This is a genomic window from Rhodococcus parequi (assembly GCF_046042785.1).
Lineage (GTDB): Bacteria > Actinomycetota > Actinomycetes > Mycobacteriales > Mycobacteriaceae > Prescottella > Prescottella parequi.
The window spans coordinates 494,941-518,083 of record NZ_JBDLNV010000005.1; the positions used below are offsets into that span (position 1 = coordinate 494,941).

Genomic DNA, 23,143 nt, shown 5'->3' on the forward strand with positions numbered 1-23,143 from the left:
GTGATGGCCCGTGACTGGGTCGGAGACGTCGAAGAGCGGTGCGGGTCCCGAGGTGGAGATCCGCCGAAGCGCACGCAGGCGGCGGACGGTGAGTGCGCGCCGCGAGGGCGACAAGGTCGTGGTGTTGATGCCGACCGGTCTGTCGCGGAAGGCCGAGGCCGATCTGGTTGCCGAGATGATCGAGAAGCTCGAGCGGGCGGATCGCCGCGCCGCGAGCCGCGCCGAACGCAGCGACGTGGAACTGGCCGAGCGCGCCGCCCGGCTGTCCGCGCGCTGGCTCGGCGGCGCAGCCGAGCCCGTGTCGGTGCGGTGGGTGCCGTCGATGAAGACGCGCTGGGCGTCGTGCACGCCGGTGGACGGCACCATCCGCATGAGCGAACTGCTGCGGACGGTGCCGGCCTACGTGCTGGACTACGTGCTGGTGCACGAACTCGTGCACCTGTACGTCACGGGCGGCCACAACGAGCGGTTCTGGCGCGAGGTCCGGCAGTACCCACGCACCGAGCGCGCGATGGGTTACCTCGAGGCGTACGCGGTGGTGACGCGCCAACCGGGCCTGCAGGGCGGCGACGCGGACGAGTGCGCCGCCGACGACGACACCGTCGGCTTCGACTAGGCCTCGGACTCTCCCGCGTCGCCCTGCTCGCGGTTCTTCTCCTCCCGCTCGCGCGCCTCGGTCTGCTCGAGCTGCGCGATCGGATCGTGGAACGAGCTGGCCTCGCCGCCCCCGAGGACACGGTCGACGAACGCGGCCGGGTTGTCCAGGTCGGACGAGTCGGGCAACAGGTCGGGGTGCGCCCACACGCCGTCGCGGGCGTCGACGCCGGTGTCGGCGGTGAGCCGGCGCCACAGCTGCGCTGCCTCGCGGACCTTGCGCGGGCGGAGCTCGAGGCCGACGAGCGTCGCGAACGTCTGTTCGGCGGGGCCGCCGGTCGCGCGGCGGCGGCGAAGTGTCTCGGTGAGCGCGGCGACACCGGGCAGGCGCTCGCCCAGCGCCTCCGCGACGACGGTCTCCACCCAGCCCTCGACCAGGGCCAGCATTGTCTCGAGACGTTCGAGTGCCTGCTTCTGCTCGGGCGTGGTCTGCGGTTCGAACGCGCCCTGCTGCAGGATCTTCTCGAGCTGCGACGGATCGGTGAGCGCCGACGGGTCGAGGCCCTGCGCGGCCTCCTCGATCGCGGAGAAGTCCATCTTGATGCCGCGCGCGTAGTCCTCGACGGTCGACAGCAGGCGCTGACGCAGCCACGGAACGTGGTTGTAGAGACGCTGGTACGCGGCCTCGCGCGCGGCGATGAAGACGAGCACCTCGCGGTGCGGCTGCTCGAGCCCCTCACTGAAGGCTTCGATCGCGGCGGGCAGGAGGGCCGCGGTGCCGGCCGGGCCGAGCGGCAGGCCGATGTCGGTGGAGGTGAGAACCTCCTTCGACAGCTGGCCGAGCGCCTGGCCGAGCTGGGAACCGAACGTGAGACCACCCATCTGGGTGAACATTCCGGCCATCGGGCCGATCATGGTGCGTGCCTCCTCGGGCAGGCCCTGCACCCACATGCCGGAGACCTGCTCGGCGACGGGGTCGCACAGCCGCTTCCACGTGTCGAGGGTGCCGTCGAGCCAGTCGTCGGCGGTCCACGCGAGGGTGCGGGTGGCGCCGGCGGGGAGCGTCGTCGCACCGTCGAGCCACAGTTCCGCGAGGCGGGCCGCGTCGGAGACGGCGGACGCGGTGCTCTCGCCGACCGGCGTGACCGAGCCGATCTGCTGGCGGGCGATGTTCTTGGCGATCTCGTAGTTCACGGGACCGGATTGGTCGCCCTTGCCCATCGCGCTACCCATGCCGCTGAGCATCTGGCCGAACTGGCTGAGCATCTGGCCCAGCGCGGCAGGATCGAACCCGCCGCCGCCGGGAGCGCCCGCGCCACCCAGGCCGAAGGCGCTCGGGTCGAACCCGAACGGCTGACCGGCCGAACCCCCCTGACCCCCGCCTTGCTCGCGGCCCGCCGAATCCTTCTTGCGGTCCGGGTCGTCGTCTGAGTTGGAGAAGCCAAAGGGCAGATCGCTCATAGTTCAACGGTACAAGGCGCGGGGGCGCATGGCCCGTACGGAGATCACGCTCACGGCGAACACCACCCGGGGCCCGGCCGTGCGCGGCGCGGCGGCCTCTATCCTGGCCAGGTGAACCGACGGATGGTGACCCTGCTGGCTACGTTGGCCCCGGTCCTGGTGCTGGGAGTCCTCGGAACGACGGTGAAGGTCCCGTTCGTCGCCCTCGGCCCCGGCCCCACTTTCAACACGCTCGGCGACATCGACGGCCGACCCGTGGTCGAGATCGAGGGCACCGCACTGGACCCCACGAGCGGCAACCTCAACATGACGACGGTCGCGGTGCGCGACAAGCTGACGCTCTTCGACGCGCTCGGTCTGTGGGTCAGCGGGCGGCAGGGGTTGGTGCCCCGCGAGGAGGTGTACCCGCCGCAGAAGTCCAAGGACGAGGTGCAGGAAGAGAACTCGGCACAGTTCGCCAAGTCGGAGAACAGTGCCGAGATCGCAGCTCTCCGGTTTCTGAATCTGCCCGTGGCCGTCGAGATCGGCACCGTCGGCGAGGGTGGCCCCGCCGCCGGGGTGCTGCGCGAGGGCGACCGCGTGCTGCGGGTCGGCGACACCCCCGTCGAGAGCGTCGAGGAACTGCAGGAGGCTGTCGGCGCGGCCGGGGCCGGATCCACCGTCGACATCACCTTCGTGCGTGACGGTGTGGAGACCACCGCCCCCGTGACCCTCGGTTCCCGCCCCCACGCGGACGGCGCCGACGCGAACCGCGGCTACCTCGGTGTCGGTGCCAGCACGGTGCCCGAGGTGCCGTTCACGATCGACTTCAACCTCGCCGACATCGGCGGGCCGTCGGCTGGTCTGATGTTCAGCCTCGCCGTGGTCGACAAGCTGAGCCCGGGCGAACTGAACGGCGGCGACTTCGTCGCCGGTACCGGCACGATCGACCCCGACGGGGACGTCGGGCCGATCGGCGGCATTCCCTACAAGATGATCGCCGCGAAGGAAGCCGGCGCCACCACGTTCCTGGTGCCCGCGAAGAACTGCGACGAGGCCGTGGCGAACCGGCCCGACGGCCTCGACCTGGTGAAGGTCGAGAGCCTCGGTGGCGCGGTCGACGCCCTCGCCGACATCAACGAGGGCCGACCGGCACCCAGCTGTTAGAGCTCGTCCGCGTCGAGCGTCGCGTACAGCGCGGAGACGACACCGGGCGCGAGGTTGTCGTACGTGCGCAGTTCGATCCCGGCGAACGGGTCGTCGTCGTCCGTCGGCCGCAGCTGCAGCAGCGCGAGTGAGGGACCGTCTCGCAGCACGGCGGCGATCAGCCGGGCCTCACGCCGATCGGGGTGCGACTCCGCGGTGGTCCGGGCGGCCTCGTTCGCGGCGTGCCGATCGGCGAGCGTCGGGGCGACCGCGTCGTCCAGGTCGGATTCCGCCTCGGGCGGCAACACCACGATCTCCTGCACCAGTGCGCAGCCGACCACCTCGGACGGCCACGTGGTCGTGGCGAGGAACTCGTCGAGTGCGGGGGAGCCGCCCTCGACGTCGTCGGGCAGCGACTCCTGCTCGATCGGGGTGAGTTCGGCGCCGTCGTCCAACTGGTCGAGGAGTGACGGCTCGGCCGCGGCGACGAGCGCCGTCGGGACGATGGCGAAGACCGTCGGCGGCTGACCCCACCCTCCGGCGTCGACGAAGTCGATCACCTCGTGCACGCATCGGCTCAAGGATTCGCTGGACAGGCTCACATTTCCGCTGTTGCGCGAGAACCCGTCCCCGTGGAAAACACCATCGCTATCGATCACATCCTTATCCTTGCACCATGGCCCGTCGGCACCGTGGTTCGGTCACGGGGCGCGACGTCGGCGGGTGGTTACGTAGAGTGGGACGAAACGGTCACTCTCAGGTGACGCTGGACGGTGCATTGGCTGCGGCGCGAAGGCGTCGCCGGATTGTTGGGAGAGTGGCACGTGGGCATGAGGCCCCCCGCCGGTTTACCTTCGTTGTCGAAACGCACACGCGTGCTGCTGATCCTGGCGTTGATCGCCGCAGCACTGTTGCTGGTCGGCCCACGATTCATCGACATCTACACGGACTGGTTGTGGTTCGGTGAGGTCGATTTCCGCAGCGTGTTCAGCAGGGTTCTGCTGACTCGGATCGCGCTGTTCTTCGTGGTCGGTCTCATCGTGGGTGCGATCGTGTGGCTGGCGCTGCTGCTGGCCTATCGATCGCGTCCGATGTTCCTGCCCTCGCCGGGCTCGAACGACCCGGTGGCGCGTTACCGCACCGCGGTGATGACGCGGCAGAAGCTGTTCGGCATCGGCATTCCCGTCGTGATCGGCCTGTTCGCCGGTCTCGCTGGACAGGCCAGCTGGTCGACGGTGCAGCTGTTCCTCAACGGCAAGGATTTCGGGATCACGGACCCGCAGTTCGGTAAGGACATCGGGTTCTACTCGTTCGACCTGCCGTTCTACCAGTTCGTGCTGAACTGGCTGTTCGTCGCCGTGGTCATCGCGTTCTTCGCGAGCCTGATCACGCACTACGTCTTCGGTGGGCTGCGGCTCAGCGGGCGTCAGGGCGCGCTGACCCGGTCCGCGCGCGTGCAGCTCGCCGTGCTCGCCGGCACGTTCGTGCTGCTCAAGGCGATCTCGTACTGGTTCGACCGGTACGCATTGCTGTCGAGTTCGCGCAAGGAGCCTACTTTCACCGGTGCCGGTTACACCGACATCAACGCGGTGCTGCCGGCGAAGCTGATCATGCTGGCGATCGCCGTCATCTGTGCCATTGCGTTCTTCGCAGCGATCTTCCTGCGGGATCTGCGGATCCCCGCGATGGCCGTCGCGCTGCTGGTGCTGTCGTCGGTTCTGGTCGGCGCCGTGTACCCGCTGGTCGTCGAGCAGTTCTCGGTCAAGCCGAACGCTGCCGACAAGGAACGGACGTACATCGAACGGAACATCACGGCGACCCGGCAGGCGTACGGGATCACCGATCAGACCGTCGAATACGTCGACTATTCGGGCTCGTCGACCAAGGAGCCCAAGGAGGTTCCGGCGGACGTCACGACCATTGCGAACACGCGTCTGCTGGATCCGAACGTGCTCTCGCCGACGTTCACGGCGCAGCAGCAGCTGAAGAACTTCTACGCGTTCCCGAAGTCGCTCAACATCGACCGCTACGAGATGGACGGCACGCTCCGTGACTTCGTCGTCGCGGCCCGCGAGCTGTCGCCGTCGAGCCTGCAGGGCAACCAGACGGACTGGATCAACAAGCACACCGTGTACACGCACGGCAACGGCTTCGTCGCGGCATACGCGAACCAGGTCACGGCGGTCAGCGGCGACACCCAGAACAACACGGGCGGCTACCCGATCTACAGCGTCAGCGACCTGGAGACGAAGCCGGCGGATCCGGCGCTCGCAGTCGAGAATCCGCGCAGCTACTACGGCCCGGTGATCGCGTCGTCGGACGCGGACTACGCCATCGTGGGCGGTGAGCCGGGCAGTGCTCCTCGCGAGTACGACACCGACTCGCGCAAGTACACCTACACCGGTGAGGGCGGCGTCGGAATCGGGAACTGGTTCAACCGCCTGGCGTTCGCCGCCAAGTACACCGAGCGCAACATTTTGTTCTCCGGTGCCATCGGCTCGGATTCGAAGATCATCTACAACCGCGATCCCGCGGACCGCGTGAACAAGGTGGCGCCGTGGCTGACCACGGACGGCACCGTGTACCCGGCGGTGGTCAACGGGCGCATGCAGTGGATCGTCGACGCGTACACCACGCTCGACAACTACCCGTATGCGCAGCGCTCCTCCCTCGACGGTCTGGTGCAGGACAGCACCAACCAGGCCAACGGCCGCATGCTGCCGAAGAAGGAAGTCTCGTACATCCGCAACTCGGTGAAGGCCACCGTCGACGCGTACGACGGCACGGTGACGCTGTACCAGGTGGACGACAAGGATCCGGTGCTCTCGGCGTGGATGGGCGTCTTCCCGGACACGGTCAAGCCCAAGTCCGAGGTGACCCCCGACCTGCAGGCGCACTTCAGGTACCCGGAGGATCTGTTCAAGGTGCAGCGCGAGATGCTCGCGAAGTACCACGTGGACGATCCGGGCGAGTTCTTCAGCAACAACGCGTTCTGGTCGGTGCCGAGCGACCCGACGGTCGAGACGGACAAGAACCAGCCGCCGTACTATGTGCTGGCAGGTAATCCGGAGACGGCGAAACCGCAGTTCGTCCTGACGAGCCCGATGGTCGGCTACCAGCGTGAGCTGCTGTCGGCGTACATCTCGGTGCAGTCGGATCCCGAGAACTACGGCAAGTTCCGGGTGCTGCAGTTGCCGACCAACACACAGACGCAGGGTCCGCAGCAGGCGCAGTCGGCGATGACGTCGGATCCGCGCGTGGCGAGCGAGTTGGCGCTGTTGCGGCAGTCGAACAAGGTGATCTTCGGAAACCTGTTGACGCTGCCGATCGCGGACGGCGGGATCCTCTACGTCGAGCCGCTGTACACGCAGCGCAACTCGGCGAACGCCTTCCCGCAGCTCGCCAGGGTGATGGTCAGCTTCACCGACACCACCGGTATCCGGGTCGGTTACGCACCGACGCTGGCCGAGGCACTGGATCAGGTGTTCGGCTCGGGCACGGGCAGCTCGGCGACCAGGCCCAGCGGTGAGCCCGCGAAACCGGCCGAGACGGGTGGCCAGACGCCCGCGCCCACGCCGGCCCCACCTGCGGCCGGCCAGACGCCGGACAAGGCAGCCGCGGTCGCGGAACTGGATGCGGCACTGGCGAACCTGCAGTCGGCGCAGTCGGGCGGCGACTTCAAGGCCTACGGTGAGGCGCTCGAGCGCCTGCAGAAGGCGGTCAATTCCTACCAGTCGGCCGGTGGCTGATCGGTAGGTCGCGAATCCCGTGACGACTGAAGGGACCCTTCGTACGCATCGAGCGCACGAAGGGTCCCTTCGACGTTGTGGGGCTCAGCGGGTGAGCGCGGCCTTCACGTCGGTGACGGTGCTGCCGTGAGCGTCGAGCAGCTGCTGGAACTGGTCGCCGTAGCCGTGCTGAGCAGCGGTGTCGCCGGCAAGCTTCACAGCCTGGTCGACGAGGTCGGCGGCGGAGGGCGCCGACATCGGAGCCGGCGCGGCGGCCGGTGCGGGGGCCGGGACGGGCTCGGCGATGGGCGCCGGCTCGGCCGCGGTCAGGTACTGGCCACACGTGGGCCACGCCCCGGGGCCCTGAGACGCGAGCGTGTTCTCGGCGACGCGGATCTGCTCCTCCTTGGAGGCGGTGTGGGGGGATCCGGTGCCGCCGTTGGCCGCCCACGTGCTCTGCGAGAACTGCAGTCCGCCGGAGTAGCCGTTGCCGGTGTTGATGGCCCAGTTGCCGCCGCTCTCGCACTGCGCGACGCCGTCCCAGTTGTGGGTGGCGGCGCTCGCGGTGGCGGTGCCTGCGGCGAACGGGACCGCGACGAGGGCGCCGGTGACGGCGGCCCAGCCGAGGGCGCGCTTGGTGAAGCTGGTGTCGGTCATGCGGGTGTTCCTCTCCTGCGCCGACGCGACGGGCACCGGCGGGAGACGGGTGTCGTCCCGGGCGTGCGGTGTTCGCGGTGTCGCGTCCCTGCCCCTCGAAGGGTTTGTGTTCGTCCGGATCCCGCGGGGGCAGAGCTGGCAGCGGCGGGTCGGTCCTGCACTCGAACATCACGAGCTGGTAACGAACGTACGGCGACGTCGGCCGGAAAGTCATGTCGACGAAACAGGCCGGTCAACCCGTTTGAAAGTGCTACAACGCGGCGTATTCCCAGGTCGGAGCGGCGCGTTGTCGTTCCAACCCTGCTCCGTTACATGCCTGTTATGTGAGATGGATTACCGAGTTTTCGTGATCCGGCTCACTCGCGCAGCGCCTCGGCCCGGTTGAGTGGGGGCGAAGTCGCCCCCACTCCAGGCGATTTGCCTTCCGTTCCGGCGCTCGTGTAACTTCGTTCATGCATCGCGGGGTGGAGCAGCTCGGTAGCTCGCTGGGCTCATAACCCAGAGGTCGCAGGTTCAAATCCTGTCCCCGCTACCAACGAAGAACCCCCGTCCTGATTCAGGGCGGGGGTTCTTCCTTTGTGCTCGGTTGTGTGTCGTCGTGGTCGCGCACCCGGAGATTGCCTGCAGCTCGGGTGAGATGACGTCCAGGGTGTAGGCGATATCGAGCGGACTCGGCTCGCTCGCCCGAGTGGCGTGCTGCTCCGAGTCCGGTCAGGGGGCCTCGATCTCCATCTCCACCAGCACGCGGCGCAACAGTTTGCCGGTTGCGTTGCGGGGTAGTTCCTCGATGAAGACGACGTCGCGGGGCACCTTGTAGCGCGCCAGGTTCGACTTCACGTGGGCACGGATCTCGTCGGGATCGCGCGTGGACGTGGCCGCCGCGACGACGAAGGCCCGCAGTCGGTGGCCGAACTCGTCGTCCTCCACTCCGATCACCGCGACCTCGAGGACGTCGGGCCGCTCGGCAATGAGGTTCTCGACCTCGAGCGGGTAGACGTTCTCGCCGCCCGAGACGATCATGTCGTCGTCGCGCCCGTCGACGAACAGCAGTCCGTCGCCGTCGAAGTGGCCGACGTCGCCGGTGGAGAGCATGCCGTCGATGCGTTCCTTGTCGCGGCCGTCGGTGTAGCCCTCGAAGCTCAGGCCGGACTTGGCGAAGATGCGTCCCACCACGTCCGGTTCCTCGATGCGCTTGCCGGCGTCGTCGAACAGCGCGATGTGGCAGGTCGCGGGCGGTCGTCCGGCCGTGCCGGGGGCCCGTTCGAGGTCGTCCGGGGTGGCGACGGTGACGGCGGCGACCTCGGTGGAGCCGTAGAAGTTGTGCAGCACCTTCCCGAACGCCTGCTGCGTGCGGATGCACAGATCCGGGGGGATGGCGGATCCGGCCGCGAAGATCACCTTCAGCGACGAGGTGTCGTACCTGCCGAGCACGTCGGGTCCGAGATCGATGATTCTCTGCAGCATCGTCGGCACCAGCACCAGCGTGTCGGCGCGGTGCTCGGCGATCAACCGGACGGTGGTCTCCGGGTCGAAGCGGCGCTGCATCACCACGGTGTTCTCGAGCGCCATCCCGAGCCCCAGCTGTGAGATGCCGGTGCCGTGGAACGCGGGCGCCGCCATCAGCATGGTCTGTTTGGGGCGCAACGGGATCCGGTCGAGGAACTGTGCGGTGACGAAGGGCGAGGTGTGCCCGCGCGGTGCGCCCTTGGGGGTGCCGGTGGTGCCGCTCGTGAGCAGGATGAAGACGCCGGGCTGTTCGGGGGCGGGCACCGTGTCGGTGGACTGTCCGGCGATCAGGTCGTCGAGGGTGCGGGGTGGGGTCTCGGCCGGGGGAGTGCGCACCGGTTCGTCGATCCACGACAGCAGCGGCGTGACGTCGGACGGCAGGGCGTCGGCGATGTCGGTGAACTCGCTGTCGAAGACGAAGACCTGGACCTTCTCCCGCGCCGCGACGTCGACCAGCTGGGGGCGCGCGAAGCCGGTGTTCATCAGCACCAGGCGCACGCCGCTCTTGGCAGCGGCGAGCATGGTGAGGATCAGGCCACGGTGGTTGCGGCACATCGCCCCGACGCACGTGCCGACGCCGATGCCCTCGGCCTTCCAGGCCCGCACCAGCGCATTCGATTGGGCCTCGAGTTCGCGGTACGTGAGTGTGCCGCGTTCGTCGACGAGGGCGGTCCGGCCGTGGCCGGCCGCGGCGTGGGCATGCACCGAGCCGGCGAACGGTCCGTACTTGTCGACGGCGAGGAGGACCCGGATGCCCTCGTCGACGCGGGGAAAGGGGATGAGACCGGACCGCTGCATCACGCGCACCGCGCTGAGTGTGTCGGTGATCTTCGTCAGAACGTCCTGCATGGTTGCTCCCATCGGTGACGTCGGCAGCCCCAGACTAGCGGTGATGTGCATCACAGTGGGGAAATTCGTCCTGGTCCGACGGTTCCCGGGCAGCGGCGGTCCCGACGACGACAGCTAGTCTCGCGGAGTGGAATCCGGAGCCGACGCCGCCGCGCACCTGCGCGGCACGATCGTCGGTGCGCTGTCCGGTGCGATCAGCATCGCGGCGCACGGCCTCGGCGGCGGATCTGCGTTCCCTCGGGACGAGGCCGTCGTGCTGCTGGTCGCAGCGAGTGCGGTAGTCGGCGCCGCGGTCGCGTCCGCGCGGGCCCGGCGTGGTCCGCTCGTGCTGCTCGCGCTGATGCTGGCGGCGGGCCAGGGTATCGGCCACTTCACGCTCACGCTGTCGTCCGAGCATGCGCACGGGCTGGAGTTGACCCCGCAGATGCTCGCCGCGCACGCCGCGGCCACCGTCGTCGGCGTCGCGTTGATCCGGGCCGCCGAACGGGCGCTGTCGAGCGTCGCCGGATCGGTGCTCCGGGTCGTCGTCGCGGTGCTGTCCGCGCCGCCCGTCCCTGATCTCCCGAGGTGGACGCCCACCGTCGTCCGCCGTCTCGACCCGACGATCACTCGCGTCGTTCGCGCCGCGGGCGGAACCCGCGGACCGCCCGCACTTTCCTGGTAGCCGACCGGTCACGCGCCCGCGTGTCCGGCGTCTGCCGTTGTCTTCACCGCCGATGTCCCCGCAGAACCCTGCGCCGGGGGCCGTGGGCGGGTTCCTTGCGGCGCGCGTTCGTTTCGCGCGCCGATCCGAGACTTCAGGAAAGAGCCTGTGTCATGCACGCTGCCGAAGACGTGGGGACAACCCCTGCGCGCATTTCCGACGAGCCGAAATCTCGCCCGGCGTCGAATGATTCGTCCCCGCCCGGCGGACTCCGCAGACTGGTACTGCGGCTGCACTTCTACGCGGGCGTCTTTGTCGCGCCGTTTCTCGTGATCGCGGCGATCAGTGGCGGCCTGTACGCGATCGCGCCCACCCTCGAGCAGTTCGTCTACCGCGACTACCTGCACGTCGAGTCGACCGGTCCCGCGGCTCCGATCAGCGAGCAGGTTGCGGCCGCGCAGGCCGCACGTCCCGACCTGGCGGTGTCGGCGGTACGACCGTCCGCAGCGGAGGGCCGCACCACGCGGGTGCTGTTCACCGATCCGACGCTCGGTGAGTCCGAACGGCTCTCGGTGTTCGTCGATCCGGTGACCGCGCGGCCGGTCGGCGAACTCGTCGCCTACGGCAGCAGCAGTGCGCTGCCGCTGCGGACGTGGATCTCGCAGTTGCACCGGCACCTTCATCTCGGTGAACCCGGACGGCTCTACAGCGAACTCGCGGCGTCGTGGCTGTGGGTGATCGCGCTCGGTGGCGTCTACCTGTGGGTGCGTCGTTACCGGACGGCCTGGGCCCGCAGCGCGGCCGCCGCACCCCGGTTGTGGACCGTCAAGCGGGGTGCACGCGGGCGCAACCGGGCGCTCGGATGGCACGGCGCCGTCGGGCTGTGGATCGCGATCGGTCTCGTGTTCCTGTCCGCGACGGGCCTGACCTGGTCGAAGTACGCGGGCGAGAACGTCACCGACCTGCGGACGTCGCTGGGCTGGACGACGCCGTCGGTGGCGAAGACGCTGTCCGGCACCGACGCCGCTCCGTCCGGTGGGCACGAGGGCCACGGCGGGCATGCTCCTGCTCCGGCCGGCACAGATGTGCTGGACGGCAACGTCGGACGCATCGACGACGTCCTCGCCGTCGCCGCGAATGTCGGTGTGTCCGGTGAGGTGGAGGCGTCGATCCCGGCGACGGCGGACAGCGCGTTCACGGTGACGCAGACCCGTCAGCCGTGGCAGTTCTCGACGGATTCGGTCGCTATCGACGGCGCGACCGGACAGGTCACCGACGAGTCGCGGTTCGCCGACTGGCCGATAGCGGCGAAGCTCACCACGTGGGGCATCGCCCTGCACATGGGCATCCTGTTCGGTCTGCTGAATCAGGTTGCGCTGCTGGCATTGGCGATCGCGCTGCTCGCCATGATCGTGCTGGGCTATCGGATGTGGTGGCTGCGTCGCCCGGTCCGTGGCGCGCAACGCTGGGGTCGACCGCCGAGCCGGGGCGCCCTGCGAGGCCTGCATCCGGCCGCGATCGGCGCGATCGTGATCGGTTCCGTACTGGTCGGATGGTTCGTGCCGCTGTTGGGGCTGACGCTGCTCGGGTTCGTCGTCGTCGATATGGTCGTCGGTGTGTTTCAGCGCAGACGAGCATCGACCGGCACGAGCAGATGAGTGACGACCTGTCGCTGCTGCGACGCGAACTCGCGTCGATCGAGGCGCGGGTGGCACGCGAGGTCGACCCGCGTGGGCGCGGGCCGTTCATCGCGGCCACCGTGCTGGTCCTCCTGATCGCCCTCGCGGCCCCGCAGGTCGACGGTCTGCGGGCGTGGCAGGTACTCGCCGGCGGCCACGACGAGGTCGCGGCCCTGGCCCGACTGTTCACGTGGTTCGTGGTGGTGTTCGGGATCGGGGCATCGGCGCTGGCGGCCTGGACCCGACGTTGGGTGTTCGCGTGGGTCGCGATGGCCGGGGTCACGGTCGGCACGGCGCTGGGCTTGTTGACGTACTGGTCGCAGCACAGCGTTCGTAGCGCCGAGACGGGCAGCCTCGGCTACGGCCTGCTGATCGAGTGGGCGGCGATGGCACTCCTCGCGGTGCTGTGGATCCCGGTGGTCGCCGGACGCTCCAACCTCCTGGAGCGCTGAGTCCCTCCTGCAGTGCTGAGTCACGCCGCCGAACGTCGCGGCGTGGCTCCAGGAATGAGAAGTTGCACTGCAGTACATCAAGTCGTGTCACACATGTACTGCAGTGCAGTTTTCTCCGATTGAAGTATTCGGCCGAATCGCGAGGCGCATCGGTCGGCTCGGGGGTACGGTACGTCCATCTCGTCACCCGGACCCGGTGTTCGTGGCTGGTGAAAGTTCACACCGGTGGACCGGTTTCGACACCGCGTCGGACGGCGAGAGAGCGCGAGCCGTCGAACCGCGCACCCAATGACCCGAGGGCGAGGCGCCTCCTCAGCCCTCGATGCGAAGCGCCTCCCGCGACCCATGCGCGGGAGGCGCTTCGGCGTCTCGGCCGGTGGTGATCCGGAATGGAACGAGCCCCCGCCGCAGCTGCGACGGGGGCTCGAACGGCCGATCGGCGCTGCTACTTCAGCTCGGCCGAGCTCTTACCCAGCAGGCGCCGAGCGATGATGAGCTGCTGGATCTGCTGGGTGCCCTCGAAGATGTCGAGGATCTTGCTGTCGCGGGCCCACTTCTCGAGCAGTGGGCGCTGCGAGTAGCCGTAGCTGCCGGCGAGCTCGACGGCCTTGAGCGACACCGCGGTTCCGGTGCGGCCGGCCTTGGCCTTCGACATCGATGCCTCGAGCGAGTTCGGCTTCTTGTTGTCGGCCATCCACGCCGCGCGCAGCGCCAGCAGGTACGACGCCTCCCAGTCCGCCTCGAGCGCCAGGAACTCGGCGGCAGCGGCGTGCTGGTTGTAGGCCGGGGTGTCGTACGAGATCTCGACGCCGGCCTCCTCCAGGATGCCGCGCAGCTCCTCGAGCGCGGCCCGGCCGAGTCCGATGGCCATGCCGGCCACGATGGGGCGGGTGTTGTCGAACGTCTGCATGACGCCCGCGAAGCCCTTCTCCACGTTCACTTCCGGATCGCCCAGGAGGTTGTCCTTGGGGATGCGGCAGTCCTGGAGCAGCAGTACGGCGGTATCCGACGCCTTGATGCCGAGCTTGTGCTCGAGGCGGGCCACGCTCAGGCCCGGCGCTTCACGCGGGACGACGAACGACTTGATCGCGGCGCGGCCCTTCGTCTTGTCGACCGTGGCCCACACCACGACGTGCGTGGAGCGCTCACCGGCGGTGACGAAGATCTTCTCGCCGTTGAGGACCCACTCGTCGCCGTCGAGCACGGCGGTGGTGGTGACGGCCGCCGAGTCGGATCCGAAGCTGGGCTCGGTGATGGCCATCGACGCCCACACCTTGCCGAAGCGCTCGAGCTGCTCGTCGGTGGCGACCGCGGCGATCGCCGAGTTACCGAGGCCCTGGTAGGGGATCGACAGGGTCAGACCCACGTCGCCCCAGCAGGTTTCGATCACGTTCATCAGCGACGCCATGTTGCCGCCGTTGGTGTTGCCCACGGCCTTGGGCTGCTCGTCACCGCGGCCCAGTGCGGCGCCGGACGCGCCCTGCCCGGAGTCGTTGAGGCCCTCGACCATGGCCGCCATGGTGTCGAGTTCCTTGGGGTACTCGTGCTCGGCGAGGTCGTACTTGCGGGACACGGGACGGAGGATCTGCGCTGCGACCTGATGCGCCTGGTTCGCAGAGGCCCTCAGCTTCTTGGGAAGTTCGAGATTGATCATCGAAAGGTCTCCTGTAAACGAATCGGGTCGGCGTCAGATGAGGACGATGCCCTCGGCCACGCCGATGGCTCGCAGGTCGCGGTACCAGCGCTCCACCGGGTGCTCCTTGGTGAAGCCGTGGCCGCCGAGCAGCTGGACGCCGTCCAGACCGATCTGCATGCCCTTGTCCGAGGCGAGCTTTCGGGCCAGCGCGGCCTCACGCGCGAACGACAGCCCCTGCTCCGCACGGGATGCGCCCCGCAGTGTCACCAGACGCATGCTGTCCAGCTCGATCGCGATGTTCGCGATCATGAACGCCACCGCCTGCCGGTGGCTGATCGGCTCGCCGAAGGCCTCCCGCTCGTTGGCGTAGGGGATCACGTAGTCCAGTACGGCCTGGCTGGTGCCGACCGCGAGCGACGCCCAGCCCAGCCGCGCGAGCCGGACCGCGTCGGCGTATTCGCGGGCACGCTGGTCGGCGTCGCCGTCACCGAGGATCGCGGACTCGGGCACCGCGACATCGGTGAGGACCAGGCGGCCCAGACCGGCGGCGCGCAGACCCATGCTCGGATCCGCCTCGACGACGAGGCCCTTGGTGTCGGACTCGACGATGAAGAACGCCGGACGGCCGTCGAGTTCGGCGGCGACGATGAACAATTCGGCCGAACCCGCCGCGGGGACGAGGCTCTTGACGCCGTTGAGCTTGTAGCCGCTGGGGGAGCGGACGGCCTTGGTCTGCAGCGCGAACGGGTCGAACAGCGCGCGGGGCTCACTCACCACGACGGCTGCGGCGGGCACGTTCTCGCCGGCGAACGCGGGCAGGTACGTCTTCTGCTGCGCGTCCGTGCCCCACTGCGTGAGAGCGACGGCCACGCCGCTGGGCGCGAGGATCGGCAGCGCCAGACCCATGTCGCCGTGCGCGAGGGCCTCGGCGACCAGCGAATTGGTGACCGCGCCGCGCTCGGACGCCACCCCCTCGAACTCCTCGGGGATGTTGATGAGCGTGATGCCGAGTTCGGCGGAGCGCTTCAGCAGGTCGGCGGGGGCGGCGGCGGCCTCGTCGGCGTCGTACGCGGCCGGACGCAGGATTTCGGCCGAGAACTCGCGGACCGTCTCGACGATCATCTTCTGCTCGTCGTCCGGCGTCAGGTCGAAGTAGCCGGCGTTCTTGGGGGCGCCGTCGGGCAGGCGCTTGGGCGCACCGTTTCCGGAGACCCGGTTGAACGTGCGGGTCGCGGCTCCGAGCGTCTTGAAGCCGGTCTTGGTGCCCTCGTAGGTGACGCGGTCGATGACCTGCCGCAGGTTGTACTTCTGGGCCAGGTCGGACCCGGTGATCCGGGTCAGCACGCGCATGGCGGCGCCCATCGCGTCCCGCTTGACCGGGTTCAGGCCGACCGCCGAGGTGTCGCGGGGCTCACGCTTGGCGCCGTTCGTCTTCACAACGTCTTGCTTGCTCATGATGACCATTTCTCGGAGGTGCGGTCTCGGACGCCCCTACCTTACTCTGGAGTAAGAAACGAAGTCGAGTCAATCTCGAAAGTGACGAGCATCACGATACGGACATCCCGCTCCCGCGTTTTGCGCACTTGTCGCGCGATTCGAGGCGCGCCGAGCGCGATAAGTGCGCAAAACGCGAGAGGGGCGGTCTCCTCCTCGGGGAGGAGGTGGCGGCCGGGGAGCCCGCCTACGGTTGAGGCTGTGATCGATATCCGCTCGCGCGTCGACGTGGGATTGCTGGTGCGCTGGGCGCCGGTGGTCCTGGTGCCGTTGATGCTCGTCGCGAGCACCTTCCCCGGTCGATACCACGTCCCGTGGAGCTACTGGGCGCTGGCGATGACGGCCGCGGCGGTCTTCGTGGTGGCCGACCGTCGGCCGTTTGCCGCGTCGATCGCGACGTCGGCGTTGGCGGTGCCGATGTTCGCCGCGGATGCGTGGGGCCTGTCCGGGTCGGTGCCGTACCTCGGTGCGGTCGCGCTCGCCGAGTTGGCGATGCGCACCCACCGCACCGCGGCGATCGTGGTGGCAGCCCTGTGCTGGGCCGGAGCGGTGCTGGTGGGACTGTGGTTCGAGACCTCCGAGAGCTTCTGGCGGGCGGCGACGCTGGTCTCGACGGTGGCCTATGTGGGACTGCCGCTGCTGCTGGGACTCTACCTGCGCGCGCAGCGTGACCTCGCGGCCACGTACCGGGCGCGGGCCGCCGAGGCCGAATCTCGCAGGGCGGCAGCCGAGTTGCAGACCAGGGCGGCCGAACGCAGCGCCGTGGCGCGTGAGCTGCACGACCTCGTCGCCCATCACATGGCGTCCATCGTGTTGCGGATCGGCGTTGCCCGGCACGTGACGGCGGACGCCGACCCGCGGGTGCTGGAGGTGCTCGACGACGTGCACCGGACGGCCTCCGACGCGCTGACCGACATCCGTCGACTGCTGGTCGCGCTGCGCGATCCGGCGCTCGGGGAGGTCGCCCTCGTCGAGTCGGATGCGGTGCCGATCGAGATCGCGTCGGCGATCGAGCGGACCCGTGCGGCCGGATTCGACGTCACCGCCGACGTCGACCCGGATCTGGACGGACTCGACACGATCGGCCGGCTGACGCTTCTGCGGGTGGTCCAGGAGTCGTTGACCAACGTGATGAAGCACGGTGATCCCCACGGCAACACCGCAGTGACAGTTGAGCGCGGCGGCCACGGCGTCCGGGTGCGGATCGAGAGCGCCGGACACGGCGACGGTTCGAGTCAGACGGGGCACGGCATCATCGGGATGGCGGAGCGGGTGGATCTCGTCGGCGGCCGACTCGAGGCCGGCGCGACCGGCCGGGGATGGGTCGTCGACGCCTGGATCCCCGAACTCGGCCCCGAACCGGGGTTGACGAGCGAGGACGGGGACCGATGATTCGGCTTCTGATCGTCGACGATCAGCGACTCGTGCGCGCGGGTCTGCGGATGCTGTGCGAATCGACCGAAGACCTCGAGGTGGTCGGTGAGGCCGCCGACGGCGAACAGGCGATCCGTCAGGCGGCCGAACTCTCACCGGACGTCGTCCTGATGGACCTGCGGATGCCGGGCCTGGACGGCATCGAGGCGACCCGCCGGATCGTCGGTTCGGGATCCGGCGTGAAGGTGCTGGTGCTCACCACTTTCGACGACGACGATCATCTCTATCCCGCGCTGGCTGCCGGGGCGACGGGCTTCCTCGTCAAGGACACCGCGCCCACCGACCTGTTGAACGCGATCCGCCGGACCGTCGACGGGGACCTGCTCTTCTCACCTGCCCTTCTGCGACGACTCGTCGACCGCGCCGTGGCGTCGGGTCCCGGCGGCGAGACGGCCGCCGCCGACGCGGTGTCACTCACCGCGCGTGAGCAGGACGTGCTGGCCCTCGTCGGTGAGGGGCTGGGCAACCAGGAGATCGCCGACCGCCTGCATCTGGGCGTGACCACCGTGAAGACGCACGTTGCGAATCTGATGGACAAGACCGGCTGCGGTAACCGGGTGCGGCTCGCGGTCTACTCGCACAAACGCGGCTGAGGCGTCTCGTCCGTGACGATTCGAAACGTGCACACAACCTTCACAACTCCTGCCGGGCATCCCCATAACCGCCCCATACAGTCGAGTGCGTGACCAAGCCCGATCGAGTCAGCCAGCGCCGAGTCCTCGTCGTCGACGACGAACGCACGATCTCCGAGTCCATCGCCGCGCGGCTGCGCGCCGAGGGGTACGACGTGCGGGTCGCGTTCGACGGACCGACCGCCGTCTCGGAATGTGAGGCGTTCGGCGCCGATCTGGTCGTGCTGGACGTGATGTTGCCCGGCTTCGACGGACTCGAGGTGTGCAGGCGCATCCAGGCGTCCCGGCCCGTCCCGGTGCTGATGTTGACCGCGCGGGCCGACGAGACGGACATGGTGATCGGGCTCGGGGTGGGCGCCGACGACTACCTGAGCAAGCCGTTCAGCATGCGGGTTCTGGTCGCGCGGGTCTCGGCGTTGCTGCGTCGCGCCGACCGCGCCGTGGACGCCGATCTGCTGGTTCTCGGCGAGGTGTCCGTCGACGTGAGCGCCCGCCTGGTCCGGGTCGCGGGAGCCGAGGTCCATCTCACCCGCACCGAGTTCGACCTGTTGGTGCACCTGGCGTCCCGGCCGCGGGCGGCGATCGCGCGTGAAACCCTGCTCGAGCAGGTGTGGGGCTGGGGTGACGCGGCCAGTAGCCGAACCGTGGACTCTCACGTGAAGGCGTTGCGGCGCAAGCTCGGTGGGGAACTGATCCGCACGGTGCACGGTGTCGGCTACGCGTTGGAGGTGCCGAGATGAGCTGGCCGCGTCCGCTCGACCCGTTCCGTTCCTTCAAGGTCAAGACCGGGCTGCTGGTGGTCGCGTCGCTGCTGCTCGCGTCGCTGACGTTCTGGCTCACGTCGCAGTGGCAGTTCCGGTTCGCACTCCTGTCTGCGCTCGTTGCGGCGCTGGTGGTGACGCAGGTGCTCGCGCACGGGATGACCTCGCCGCTGCGGGAGATGACCGCGGCGGCCAAAGCGATGGCGACGGGTGACTATTCGCGCCGGGTGCGCTCGACGTCGCGGGACGAGATCGGCCAGTTGGCCACGGCGTTCAACCAGATGGCCGAGGATCTCGAGGCCGAGGATCGGTACCGCCGCGAGCTGATCGGCAACGTCTCCCACGAACTGCGTACACCCATCGCAGCGTTGCAGGCGGTGCTCGAGAACGTGGTCGACGGCGTCGCGGTCGCCGACCGTTCGACGATGATGTCGGCGCTCGCACAGACCGAGCGACTGGGCGGCCTGGTCGCGGATCTGCTGGATCTGTCCAGGCTCGAGGGAGGTGCGGTTCCGCTGCGGCGAGCCACTTTCGAGATCGAGCCGTTCCTGGGCGAGGTGATCGCGCAGGCGTCGGGTCCCGGCCGGTCGCTGCGGGTGGACGTGGACGTCGCCCCGGCGGGGCTGCGCGCAGTGGCGGACACCGCCCGCCTGCATCAGGTGATCACGAATCTCGTCGACAACGCGGCACGGCACGGATCGCAGAACTCGCCCGTGCGGATCCGGATCCGCGTGCGCGCCGACCCGCAATCCGGCGACTTGATCCTGGACGTACACGACGACGGACCGGGAATACCCGACGCCGACCGCTCGCGGGTGTTCGAACGTTTCGCGCGGGGCGGCGCGCAGGACGGGGGGACCGGACTCGGGCTCGCGATCGCCCGCTGGGCCGTGGAACTGCACGACGGCCGCATCGAAGTTCTCGACACGTCCGGCGGCTGCTGCATCCGAGTGGCGCTGCCGCAGAGCTAGACCCGCTCACGATCGACATCCCTTCGGGACCGGACCCTCGTGGTCGGCCCCGCGATGACGCCTGCCCATCGACGGCCGGCGTGGAGGAGGAGACCAGGATGACCGCACCGACGACGAGACCGCCGAAGACTGCTTCGGACGACGGCCTGTGGCATTGGCGCCGCGACGTGTGGCGCCGTGATCGGACGTCGCTGGCCCCGCGGGCGACGCTGGCGGCGGCGCTCGGGGCGGGGGCGCTCGCGACGCTGATCCTGCAGGTGTCCGTGGTGAGCATCGCGTACCTGCTGACCGGGGCCGCGGTGGCGGTCACGGCCTTCGCCACCGTGCGTCCGCGTCCGACACCGCTGCAGCTCGTCGCCGTCGCGGGAGCGCTCGCCCTGCTCGCGGTGGCGGCCGTCCGTGGGGCCGAATGGCTGGTCGCACTGTGCGTGGTGGCGAGCTGGGTCGTGGGATCGGTCGCGCTGGTCGGGGGCCGGACGTGGACCGGGATCACACTCGCGCCCGTGGCGCTCGGGCTCACTCCGGTACGGCTGGTCGGCTGGGTGCAGCGGGGGCGAGCCAGGCTGGGCGTCGGCCGCGGTGTGAAGCCGGGCCGGGTGATCGCGGTGACGGCGATCAGTGTGGCGCTGGTGGCGCTGTTCGGTTCACTGTTCGTGAGCGCGGACCCGGAGTTCGGTCGACTGTTCGACTCCGTGGTTCCCGAGGTGCGGGTGAGCAACCCCGTCGGTCGGCTGCTCGTCGGGTGCTTCGTCGCGGTGGCCGCGGCGGCCGCCGCCTACCTGCGGCGGCGGCCCCCGACATTCGACGCCCTCGCGCCGGGCTCAGGGCGCCCGCTCGCGCGGTGGGAGTGGGCGGTGCCCCTGGCCCTGCTCGACGCGCTGTTCGCCGGCTTCGTCGCGGTGCAGGTACGGGTGCTGTTCGGGGGCGATCGGCACGTCCGCGACACCGCCGGTCTCACGTACGCGAACTACGCGCGGCAGGGGTTCTGGCAGCTCGCGGCGGTGACCGTCCTGACGCTGCTCGTCGTCGCCGTGGCTGTACGCAAGGTGGATCGGAGCAGCGTGGGGGATCGTGTGACGGCACGCCTGCTGCTGGGAACACTGTGCCTGCTGACGCTCGTCGTCGTCGCGTCGGCGGTGCATCGGATGGCACTGTACGAGAACGAGTTCGGTTTCACCCGGTTGCGTCTGGGCGTGATGGCGGCGGAGCTGTGGCTGGGTCTGGTGTTCGTGCTGCTGATCGCGGCGGGGATCCGGATGTCGGTGCGGTGGCTGCCGCGGGCGGTGCTGGTGTCGGCCTCGGCCGGGTTGCTCGGATTCGCCGCACTGAATCCGGACGGCTACATCGCGGAGCGGAACGTGGACCGATACGCCGACACCGGCGAGATCGACGTCGGGTACCTGCGCGGCCTGTCCACCGACGCCGTGCCGGCGCTCGACCGACTACCCGAACCGGTGCGGTCGTGCGCGCTGAGCGGCATCGACGTGCGGGACGAGCCGGCGTGGTTCGACTACAACGCCTCCCGGACGCGGGCGCAGCACATCCTGCAGGCGAGGCCGGCCGAACCGTGTAACCACGGCTTCGGCATCGATCCCGGAAACTGACTGGTGGGGAGTCACGTCCAGGGCGTGATCGGCCGCTTGATCCACATGATCTTCTCGTCGGAGTGTGTCGGTGTCGCCTGCGGATGACCGGGGTGGGCGGCCGCCCAGCGCGACTTCTCGTCGAGCAGTTCCGCGACCACCGTCCAGGTCTCGCGCGTGCTGGGCGGATTGACGCCCGCCTCCCGCGCCAGCTTGCGCAGCTGCGCGTCCGGCAGGTCGAGGAGTTCGGCGCCGCTGATGTCACGCTCCCAGATGTATCGGGCGAGCCCGGTCGCCTTCTCGCGCCGCTTCCGGTCGGCCGCGTCCGTGTGGGCGAAGTCGACCTCGTTCGGATCCGTCATCCACCTGTACCTCTCGCCTGACTAGCTGCCGTGTCCACCGTGTCCCGTGGTCGTGGGCGCGCTCGTACCCATCCGCATCGGACGCAGTGACGCGCCGGGTTCCAGAACCAGGAACTGCCCCATCATGCCTTGGTCCTCGTGCAGCAACAGATGGCAGTGGAACATGTACGGGACGGCCGGATCGGTGTACTCGGTGAAACGTAGCGCCAGCCGGATCCGCCGCCCCGGCGGGGCGTAGACGGTGTCCTTCCAGCCGGTCAGGTGCGCGGGCGGCGGGGAACCGTCGATGTCGAGGACCTGGAACTGGACGTCGTGGACGTGGAAATTGTGCGGCCAGTTGTCGGCGTTGCGCACCGTCCAGATCTCGGTGGTGTCGACCGTGGGGGAGAAGTCGATGCGGTTCATGTCCATCTGCGCGCCGTTGATCATGAACCACTGCAGCTCGAAGTCCCGCTCCGCGACGGCCGTCGCCGGGTCCAGCCGGGCGATCGGCGCGAGGACCGACGGCACGGCGGTCGACGGGGCGAGGGTGCGTTCGGGGCGCAACTCGAGGATGTCCAGGGTGTCGGTGAACCCGAACTGCGTGGCGGCCGTGCGGTCCAACCCTCCGCGATCGTCGGCCGGCACCGACCGCAGCACCACGTCGGAGCCGCCGCGCACGGCGACCACGATCTCGGCGCGCTCACCCGGGCTGAGCAGCAGCCGTCGCAGCGCGGCGGGCGCGGACAGCAGACCACCGTCGGTGGCGACCAGTCGGAACTCGCGATCGTCGGAGAACGCCAGATTGTAGGTGCGGCCGCCGGAACCGTTGAGGATGCGCAGCCGGACCAGTTCGGTGGTCACCGGTAGGTACGCGCCCGCAATTCCGTTGGTGACGACGGTGTCGCCCAGCAGCCCGACGTCGGTGGGGTCGGACTCGTCGAGTGCGCCGTCGGAGGTGAAACGCTTGTCCTGGACGATCAGGGGGATGTCGTCCACCCCGTAGTCCTTCGGGAGATCGATCGCATCGGTGACGTCGTCGTCGACGAGGAACAGCCCGGCCAGCCCGCGATAGACGTGCTTCTCGGTGGAGCCGTGCGGGTGCGGGTGGTACCACAGCGTCGCGCCCGGCTGGTTCACCGTCCACGTCGGCTCCCACCGCGCGCCCGGCTCGATGGCCTGATGCGGGCCGCCGTCGTACCGGGCCGGCACGTGCATGCCGTGCCAGTGCACGCTGGTCGGCTCGGACAGCGCGTTGTCGATCGCGAACGCGACGGTCTCACCGCGTCGGGCACGGATGGTCGGCCCCAGCATCGATCCGTTGAAACCCCATGTCGCGGTGGTTCTTCCGGCCAACACCTCGGAGCTCCCGGTGCCCGCCGTGAGCGCGAAGTGCCGGGTGCCCGCCGCGTCCACCGCGGAGTCCGCGAGCGGTGGAATCGGGAGCGTGCGCGTGAACTTCCCGCTCGGCGCGGCGCCCGGCGCGGGGGGACTCGACTGCGCCACCACGCATCCGGCGGACGCGGCCAGCGGGACGGCGGCGAGGCCGATCAAAAAGGACCGGCGGGAAATGTGCGTCACTGTGCTCCTCGAAGAC

Annotated in this window: 19 protein-coding genes and 1 tRNA gene; 12 read left to right on the top strand and 8 right to left on the bottom strand. The window is 69.2% G+C overall.

Annotation, left to right across the window (positions count from 1 at the left end; translation table 11 throughout):
* Positions 1-10: 10 nt before the first annotated feature.
* Positions 11-616 carry a M48 metallopeptidase family protein gene (locus ABEU20_RS16830; RefSeq protein ID WP_420165514.1) on the top strand — a complete coding sequence of 202 codons (606 nt, stop codon included), beginning with the start codon at positions 11-13 and terminating at the stop codon, positions 614-616.
* On the opposite strand, the gene ABEU20_RS16835 is transcribed toward ABEU20_RS16830, so the two are convergent.
* Entirely contained in the window at positions 613-2,055 is a 1,443-nt protein-coding gene (locus ABEU20_RS16835; protein WP_420165515.1) for a zinc-dependent metalloprotease, read from the bottom strand. The genes ABEU20_RS16830 and ABEU20_RS16835 overlap by 4 nt on opposite strands.
* A 111-nt stretch (positions 2,056-2,166) precedes the next feature.
* Here ABEU20_RS16835 and ABEU20_RS16840 point away from each other — a divergent pair, with 111 nt between their 5' ends.
* A complete protein-coding gene (locus tag ABEU20_RS16840) occupies positions 2,167-3,201 on the top strand; it encodes a YlbL family protein (RefSeq protein WP_420165516.1) in 1,035 nt (344 codons plus the stop codon).
* Here ABEU20_RS16840 and ABEU20_RS16845 read toward each other — a convergent pair.
* Positions 3,198-3,782, bottom strand: coding sequence for a PPA1309 family protein (locus ABEU20_RS16845; protein ID WP_420165580.1), 585 nt, complete (start codon positions 3,780-3,782; stop codon positions 3,198-3,200). The genes ABEU20_RS16840 and ABEU20_RS16845 overlap by 4 nt on opposite strands.
* Before the next feature lie 228 nt (positions 3,783-4,010).
* Between ABEU20_RS16845 and ABEU20_RS16850 the strand changes: the two genes are divergently transcribed.
* Positions 4,011-6,929: a UPF0182 family protein gene (locus ABEU20_RS16850; RefSeq protein ID WP_420165581.1), complete on the top strand. Its 2,919-nt coding sequence runs from the start codon at positions 4,011-4,013 to the stop codon at positions 6,927-6,929.
* 84 nt (positions 6,930-7,013) lie between these two features.
* Here the strand turns inward: ABEU20_RS16850 and ABEU20_RS16855 are convergent, their stop codons facing one another.
* Positions 7,014-7,565, bottom strand: a complete 552-nt coding sequence (locus tag ABEU20_RS16855) for a transglycosylase family protein (RefSeq protein WP_420165517.1) — start codon at positions 7,563-7,565, stop codon at positions 7,014-7,016.
* Positions 7,566-8,023: 458 nt separating this feature from the next.
* Between ABEU20_RS16855 and ABEU20_RS16860 the strand changes: the two genes are divergently transcribed.
* Positions 8,024-8,100, top strand: a tRNA-Met gene (locus ABEU20_RS16860).
* A gap of 176 nt (positions 8,101-8,276) precedes the next feature.
* Here the strand turns inward: ABEU20_RS16860 and ABEU20_RS16865 are convergent.
* Positions 8,277-9,920 carry an acyl-CoA synthetase gene (locus ABEU20_RS16865; protein ID WP_420165518.1) on the bottom strand — a complete coding sequence of 548 codons (1,644 nt, stop codon included), beginning with the start codon at positions 9,918-9,920 and terminating at the stop codon, positions 8,277-8,279.
* 127 nt (positions 9,921-10,047) lie between these two features.
* On the opposite strand from ABEU20_RS16865, the gene ABEU20_RS16870 reads away from it, so the two are divergent.
* From ABEU20_RS16870 to ABEU20_RS16880, 3 genes are all read left to right on the top strand, one after another.
* A complete protein-coding gene (locus ABEU20_RS16870) occupies positions 10,048-10,584 on the top strand; it encodes a hypothetical protein (protein ID WP_420165519.1) in 537 nt (178 codons plus the stop codon).
* Positions 10,585-10,736: 152 nt separating this feature from the next.
* Positions 10,737-12,221, top strand: coding sequence for a PepSY-associated TM helix domain-containing protein (locus ABEU20_RS16875; protein WP_420165520.1), 1,485 nt, complete (start codon positions 10,737-10,739; stop codon positions 12,219-12,221).
* A complete protein-coding gene (locus ABEU20_RS16880) occupies positions 12,218-12,694 on the top strand; it encodes an Rv2732c family membrane protein (protein WP_420165521.1) in 477 nt (158 codons plus the stop codon). Before ABEU20_RS16875 ends, ABEU20_RS16880 begins: the two co-directional genes overlap by 4 nt.
* 445 nt (positions 12,695-13,139) lie before the next feature.
* On the opposite strand, the gene ABEU20_RS16885 is transcribed toward ABEU20_RS16880, so the two are convergent.
* Together ABEU20_RS16885 and ABEU20_RS16890 are read right to left on the bottom strand one after the other, a co-directional pair.
* Entirely contained in the window at positions 13,140-14,348 is a 1,209-nt protein-coding gene (locus ABEU20_RS16885) for an acyl-CoA dehydrogenase family protein (protein WP_013416686.1), read from the bottom strand.
* A 33-nt stretch (positions 14,349-14,381) separates the two neighbouring features.
* Positions 14,382-15,794, bottom strand: a complete 1,413-nt coding sequence (locus ABEU20_RS16890; RefSeq protein ID WP_420165522.1) for an acyl-CoA dehydrogenase family protein — start codon at positions 15,792-15,794, stop codon at positions 14,382-14,384.
* 231 nt (positions 15,795-16,025) lie between these two features.
* On the opposite strand from ABEU20_RS16890, the gene ABEU20_RS16895 reads away from it, so the two are divergent.
* The 5 genes from ABEU20_RS16895 to ABEU20_RS16915 all read left to right on the top strand — a co-directional run bounded on the left by ABEU20_RS16895 (position 16,026) and on the right by ABEU20_RS16915 (position 21,226).
* Positions 16,026-17,216, top strand: a complete 1,191-nt coding sequence (locus ABEU20_RS16895) for a sensor histidine kinase (RefSeq protein ID WP_420165523.1) — start codon at positions 16,026-16,028, stop codon at positions 17,214-17,216.
* The gene (locus ABEU20_RS16900; protein WP_081120593.1) at positions 17,213-17,851 is read left to right on the top strand and encodes a response regulator transcription factor; all 639 of its coding nucleotides are present in this window, start codon (positions 17,213-17,215) and stop codon (positions 17,849-17,851) included. Before ABEU20_RS16895 ends, ABEU20_RS16900 begins: the two co-directional genes overlap by 4 nt.
* A gap of 89 nt (positions 17,852-17,940) precedes the next feature.
* On the top strand, positions 17,941-18,630 hold the full coding sequence (locus ABEU20_RS16905; RefSeq protein WP_081120592.1) for a response regulator transcription factor: 690 nt from the start codon (positions 17,941-17,943) through the stop codon (positions 18,628-18,630).
* Entirely contained in the window at positions 18,627-19,622 is a 996-nt protein-coding gene (locus tag ABEU20_RS16910) for a HAMP domain-containing sensor histidine kinase (RefSeq protein WP_420165524.1), read from the top strand. The genes ABEU20_RS16905 and ABEU20_RS16910 overlap by 4 nt, the downstream gene beginning before the upstream one ends.
* A 98-nt stretch (positions 19,623-19,720) precedes the next feature.
* Positions 19,721-21,226 (top strand): DUF4153 domain-containing protein, encoded by a 1,506-nt coding sequence (locus tag ABEU20_RS16915; protein WP_420165525.1) that lies wholly within the window; start codon positions 19,721-19,723, stop codon positions 21,224-21,226.
* Between the two features lie 11 nt (positions 21,227-21,237).
* Here the strand turns inward: ABEU20_RS16915 and ABEU20_RS16920 are convergent, their stop codons facing one another.
* Positions 21,238-21,567 carry a hypothetical protein gene (locus ABEU20_RS16920; RefSeq protein WP_081120589.1) on the bottom strand — a complete coding sequence of 110 codons (330 nt, stop codon included), beginning with the start codon at positions 21,565-21,567 and terminating at the stop codon, positions 21,238-21,240.
* Between the two features lie 21 nt (positions 21,568-21,588).
* The gene (locus ABEU20_RS16925) at positions 21,589-23,127 is read right to left on the bottom strand and encodes a multicopper oxidase family protein (protein ID WP_420165526.1); all 1,539 of its coding nucleotides are present in this window, start codon (positions 23,125-23,127) and stop codon (positions 21,589-21,591) included.
* Between the last annotated feature and the right edge of the window lie 16 nt (positions 23,128-23,143).